Here is a 5341-nt window from a genome sequence, read left to right on the forward strand (position 1 = left end):
TTCAACCCCATTGCTTCGAAACGACTCAGGTATGCGGGCCAGCCGCTCTCGAAGTCTCCCATCTTCAGCATCAGGAGACCGTGATCGAGCCTTATGTTGGGGCTGTTCGGCGCCAGTCGCAGCGCCTCACGATAATGATGCGCAGCGTCTTCAGGCTGGCTCACGGCCTGGTACAGACCCCCGATGTGCCAGTGCGCCAGCGCCTGTTCCGGGTCGCGGGCGAGCAGTGCGTTCAGCCGTTCGATGCCTTCTTCGTAGCGGCCCGCATTGAGGCAGATCGCGCCGAGGGTGCAGTGCGCGAGCACGTTGTCTGGGTCGAGGGCCAGCGCCTGGTGCGCCGTTCTCTCGGCTTCGGCCGTGCGACCCACGCTCAGGTAGGCGCTGCTGAGATGGGCCAGCAGCGATGGTTGCGGTGGGGGTGGCTCGGCGGCGGCTTCGAAGAGAGCGACGGCGCGGTCCTTGTTGCCGTGCTTCTTGTGGAGCAGGGCGCCCGCGATCAGCAGCGCGCCATCGGTGGGCGCCGTCGCGATGGCGCTGTCGAGGACCTCGAGGGCGTCCGCTGCACGGTTCTGTGCGAGCAGCGCCTCGGCTTGCGAGATGGCGGTGTGACCCGTGGGTTCTGCAGCGTCAGCGAAGCGAGGGCGGGTTCTGGCCTTGTGCTTGCCGGGAGGTCGAGGGGCCATGGCGAAGGGTACTTCTCGTCGCGTTCAGCGAAGTCCCTCGAAAGCGCCTCATCTCGGCGCGCACAGAAGACTTCCGAGCAGGGTGGCAAGCTCGGTCTCGAGGGTTCGCAGACGCCACCGGTATGCCATCACGGCCTTGCGGTCGATGTTGATCCACTGTCCCTGTTCGTATCGCTGCCCGAACACGTCGAGCATGAGGGCGTCGATGGCCTCATCGGCTGTGTCCCAGCGAACGCGTCGCGCCGAGCTCAGGCCGAGGAGAAGCGACAGCGGTGTGGTGGCACGCAGATCGGTGAATGCCATCACCATCTCCGTGAGGGCGTTCACATCGGGGGGGGTACCCGACGGATCGCCCGCCACGATGGGGACGGGGTTCGTGCTTTCGTGCAGGGGCACCGCGTTGATCAACCAGTGTCCCAGATGGACCACGTTGGCGCGTCCCCGTCCGAACAGTGAAACGTCTTCCCCGCTGCGTGCCATCCAGATCTGCAGTGCGTCGAGCAGCGTGGACATGGTGGCAGGATCGATGCCTTCGGCCTCGCGCGTGCCGAAGATGCCCACGGCCCGTGCCCCTCTCTGCAGCAGTGCGTGGAGCGCACGGTTGCGGGCGAGTGCCGGGGTGAGGTCGTCCCCCACGCCCACGATGACGAGGTCGCTGTCGTGAATCTCTTCATCGTCTGGCAGGGTGTCGAGCGCAGCTACGCGCACCTGTGCATCGACGGGCAGAAGTCGCTTCACGGCGCGCAGCCCGAGCGTCGTCGATGGCTGGTTCACCTCGCTCAGGGGAACCACCAGAACCCGGGGCAGGCGTGGCGATGCGGGCGCGGCCGGCGCGCACGGTGCGTCGGGCAGCGGCGCGATGGGCGTCGCTTCGACCGCGGTTGCAGCGCTCTCGTGACACCTGGCCTGCTGCTGTGTCACAAACGCTTGCAGCGCCAGGGTCATGCGCTCGACCACCGCCGTCCAGGTCTCCCCCTTGCGCATCCGGAACAGCCGCACGCTGGGATACCACGGGGAGTCGTCCCGATCGTACATCCATCGCCAGTCCGGGTTTCTCGGAATGAAGATCCACGTCGGGCGACCGAGGGCGCCGGCCAGGTGTGCGGCGGACGTGTCGGCGGTGATGATGAGATCGAGGCTCGACAAGATGGCGGCGGTGTCTTCGAAATCGGTGATGAGCGGTGTCGGATCGAGCATGGTCACTGCTGTCGGGGGGAGGCTTTTTGAAAGCGCCTTCGGGCCCATCTGCAGCGAGACGAACGTGACCCCCTCGGTCTGCAAGAGAGGGGCCAGTTCGTCGAGGGAGAGCGAGCGAAGCCGGTCGTTGGCATGGGTGGGACTCCCGGCCCAGATCAGGCCCACCGTCAGGCGTCGGTTGCTCTCGAGTCGTGACGGCCACGCGCTTGTCGCAGCGGTCAGGTAGGGAACCGGTGCATCCGGCGTGCCCTCGGTGGGGTGAAAGAGTCGCGGCAGCTCGAAGACCGAACAGACGCGGGTGAACGACGATGCGCGCTGCTCGGCCTCTTCTCGATCGATGACTGTGACCTCTGGAAAGTTGCGCGCGAGCAGTCGCTTCAGCTCGGGCTGGCACATCACGAACAGGGTTGCCGCGCCAGACGGGCTGCTGCCTTGCGACAGTCGCTGCAGAATCAGGGGGATGTAGCGCGCCTGCTGCAGCATGTCGCCCAGGCCTTGCTCGTATTGAAGCAGCAGCCGTCCGTCGGGGAGCGGTTCACCCTGCCACGGGGTGCCCGCGATGCGTCGCGCAATCAGCCCTTGACCCTGGAAGCGGTGCGCATATTCGCGCCATCCGGCCTCGAAGCGACCCATCGTCAGCAGCAGCAGGCTGTGGTCATAGCGAAGGCTGGGGCTGTCTGGGGCGGCTGTGAGTGCTTTTCGGTAGTACTCGTCGGCTGCGTCGCTCTCACCGGCGGATTGGTACAGGCTGGCGAGGCGCCAGTGCAGATAGGGGTTGCCGGGGGTGCGCGCGAGGGCCTTGCGAATGACGTCGAGGCCGTCTTCGAAACGTCCCTCGGCCTGACAGATGGTGCCGATCAGGCCAGCGGCGTCGACATTGCTCGCGTCGAGGGCGAGAATGCGTTGGGCCACCTCCTCGGCCTGGGAAAGGCGTTTGGTGTTCTGGTAGGCGAAGCCGAGCTCGATGAGGGTTGAGAGGTCTCCTGGCTTCAGGCGTGACGCCGTCTCGAGAAGCGAAACCGCCCGTTCCTTGTTGCCATACTGCTTGAGCACCTTCCCCACGCGCAGCAGGAGAGCGGCGTCGTTCGGTCGTTCGCTGACGGCCTTCTCGAGAATCACGAAGGCCTCTGTGTAGCGCTCTTGTGCCAGCAGATCCGGGACGCTCGACAGCGAGGCGCTGTCTGATGGTTGCGCCGGCCCGGCGAAGCGCTTGCGCACCTTGGCGTGACGTGAGGTGTCTTGCTTGCGGCCCATGAGGCGTGCTTCTCGCGTTCCTGTGCAAAGTCCCCCGTCGCGGTGCTGTGCGAGGAGATCGTTGATGGCGCGCGGTACTCTCGACGGTGTGACACAGACCGAACCGCCTTCGCTGACGTCTCCGCGCGATGAGCGTGCCCGCATCGTCGCCTTCACCTTCATTCCTGCGGGGACGCGCGTGCTCGACATCGGTGCGGGCGACATGGCGCTCGAGCGGTTCCTGCCCTTCGGGTGCACCTACCTGCCTTGCGATGCTGAACCGCGTGACGCGCGTACGCAGCGCGTCGACATCAGCGCAGGAGAGATGCCTGGGTTTGAGGGGGCCGACCTCATCACCGTGCTGGGCGCCCTCGAGCATGTGCGCGACGTGCCGGGCTTCTTCAGCCGATTGCGGCAGGCCAACCTGCCCGTGGTGGTCACCTACGCATCGGTTGATCTCGCCCCCGATCTCGATCGGGCGGCGATGGGCTGGGTGAACCATCTCAGCACCGAGCAGCTGCTGGTCAGCGCGCTGCAGGCGGGCTTTCACGCCCACGTGGGCACGCGCCTCGACGACACGCAGGTGGTGCTCAGCCTGCGTCCACAGCCGCAGCCTCAGGTGCAGGAGCGTCGGGTGCTGGTGGTCGCACAGGGTCACGGCGCTGGCGCGAGAGAGGGCGTTGAATCGCTGGATGCGCGCCTGGGCCTTCGCGCGCTGCAGTCGGTGCTGCCGGCACACGCCTCGCTCTCGTGCATCGAGGCGGGAGACGCGGTCCCGGAAGGCGATTTCCATCTCGCTGTACTCGGGCTTGGGGGCGCGTTGACCCTAGGTGAGGCCCGAGACGTGCTGCCGTATCTTGCCGCCGCGCCGCGCACGGTGGGGGTCTTTGGCGCGCCCGTGACGCCTGACCCTGATTTCGGCGCGCTGCTCGATGGTCTCACCGTCTGGCTGGCTCGCAGCGACAGCGACGTGCAGCGCTTCGCTGCGGGGCGTCAGAACGTGGTTCCCGTGGGCCCCTGGGCGCTCGATGGGCTGTGCATGGGGGCGGGCTCCCTCGAAACGCCCTTTGACGCTGACGCCTGGCTCGTCGCGAATGCATTGGGTGCAGTGCAGGTCGACCGCTTCATCGACGCACTTCAGTCACATGCCAGCGTGGCGTCTACCCGCCTTCATGCATTGCTCTGCGCGGCGGTCAGTGCGCGTCATCTCTGCTTCCCGGAGGGGCGCGTGAGCGACGAGGCTTTCGTGGCTGCCGACGCCGTGATGCGTGACGTCATCGGTCGACCCCTGGTTCGGGGCGAATGGGTGGAGGTTGATCGCGATGCCGTGGTGGCCTGCAAGCGAAAGCTTCGCACCCTGCTGGGCGAGACGCGCAAGCTGGTGGAGGTTCTGCTGGGATAGCGGGCTGGTGGCGGTTCGGTGGCCGCCTCGTCGGCTACGGGCGCGCGGGGAAGTCGATGTGCGTGTGCTCGCTTGCGTCGCGGAATGCACTGACGTAGCGCACCGCAGTCGACTCTCCGATGGTGAAGAAGTGCTCGAACCCGAGCAGCGCGGCTTCGAGGTTCGTGTCGAGGGGCATCTGGGCCATGAACGTCGGAAAATCGAAGGCCGCCCCGATCAGCGCCGTCTTGATCTCGTCGGGAAGTCGCTGATAGTCGATGGGGTGGAGCTTCACGACCAGCAGCTTGCCTGCCGCCTGGGCCTTGGCGTGGATCTGCGCCACGGTGTCGATCATCTTCCTGGCGTAGGCGTAGCGGCGCTCATTGTCGGGGCAGCTCAGCAGCAGCTCGAAGATCATGGGCACCATGCACAGCCAGGTGTCGGGCAGCGGGAGTGTTCGCATCTGCGCCCAGTTGCGGAAGAGCGTGACCTTCTTCATGTCCGGGAACGAGCTGGAGACCGCCGCGTAGGCGCCGCCGTAGCGGGGTGAGCGGCTGTCGAACCAGACCGCGCCGCATCGGTTGACCTCGTTCAGGTCATCGATCTGCAGCCGTTCCAGCAGGCCTGTTTCGCGCAGGATTGCTTCAAGCTGCGCTATATCGACCTGCCAGTCGCCCACAGAGACGTTCACGAACTGCCGCCAGTAGTCGACCGCGTGGGTGCCTTCCTCGATGTAGTAGAAGCTCGAGAAGACCTTTGCGCTGCGGACGAGCTTGCCCAGCATCAGCCCTGTGTGGGGGAGGTAGAGCTCAAGGGGGCTGGGGGGCCGCGTGTCGATCACATCGAA

General features: G+C 66.2%; 4 protein-coding genes. 1 reads left to right on the forward strand and 3 read right to left on the reverse strand.

Going from position 1 to position 5341, the window contains the following annotated elements; translation table 11 throughout:
• Together EB084_18820 and EB084_18825 are read right to left on the reverse strand one after the other, a co-directional pair.
• Positions 1 to 683 (reverse strand): hypothetical protein (locus tag EB084_18820; protein ID NDD30316.1); only part of this gene is annotated, 683 nt, incomplete at its 3' end.
• A 48-nt stretch (positions 684 to 731) separates the two neighbouring features.
• The gene (locus EB084_18825; GenBank protein ID NDD30317.1) at positions 732 to 3338 is read right to left on the reverse strand and encodes a hypothetical protein; all 2607 of its coding nucleotides are present in this window, start codon (positions 3336 to 3338) and stop codon (positions 732 to 734) included.
• Here EB084_18825 and EB084_18830 point away from each other — a divergent pair.
• On the forward strand, positions 3313 to 4515 hold the full coding sequence (locus tag EB084_18830; GenBank protein NDD30318.1) for a hypothetical protein: 1203 nt from the start codon (positions 3313 to 3315) through the stop codon (positions 4513 to 4515). The two genes, EB084_18825 and EB084_18830, sit on opposite strands and share 26 nt — an antisense overlap.
• Before the next feature lie 34 nt (positions 4516 to 4549).
• Here the strand turns inward: EB084_18830 and EB084_18835 are convergent, their stop codons facing one another.
• Positions 4550 to 5335 carry a hypothetical protein gene (locus tag EB084_18835; GenBank protein ID NDD30319.1) on the reverse strand — a complete coding sequence of 262 codons (786 nt, stop codon included), beginning with the start codon at positions 5333 to 5335 and terminating at the stop codon, positions 4550 to 4552.
• Positions 5336 to 5341 lie beyond the last annotated feature (6 nt).

The sequence above is a fragment of the Pseudomonadota bacterium genome (assembly GCA_010028905.1).
In the GTDB taxonomy this organism is placed as follows: Bacteria; Vulcanimicrobiota; Xenobia; order RGZZ01; family RGZZ01; genus RGZZ01.

Excerpts from the sequence above, each read along its gene's own strand:
- EB084_18825 (NDD30317.1), bottom strand. The coding sequence starts at position 3,338 with ATGTCGCCCGCACCGATGTCGAGCACGCGCGTCCCCGCAGGAATGAAG.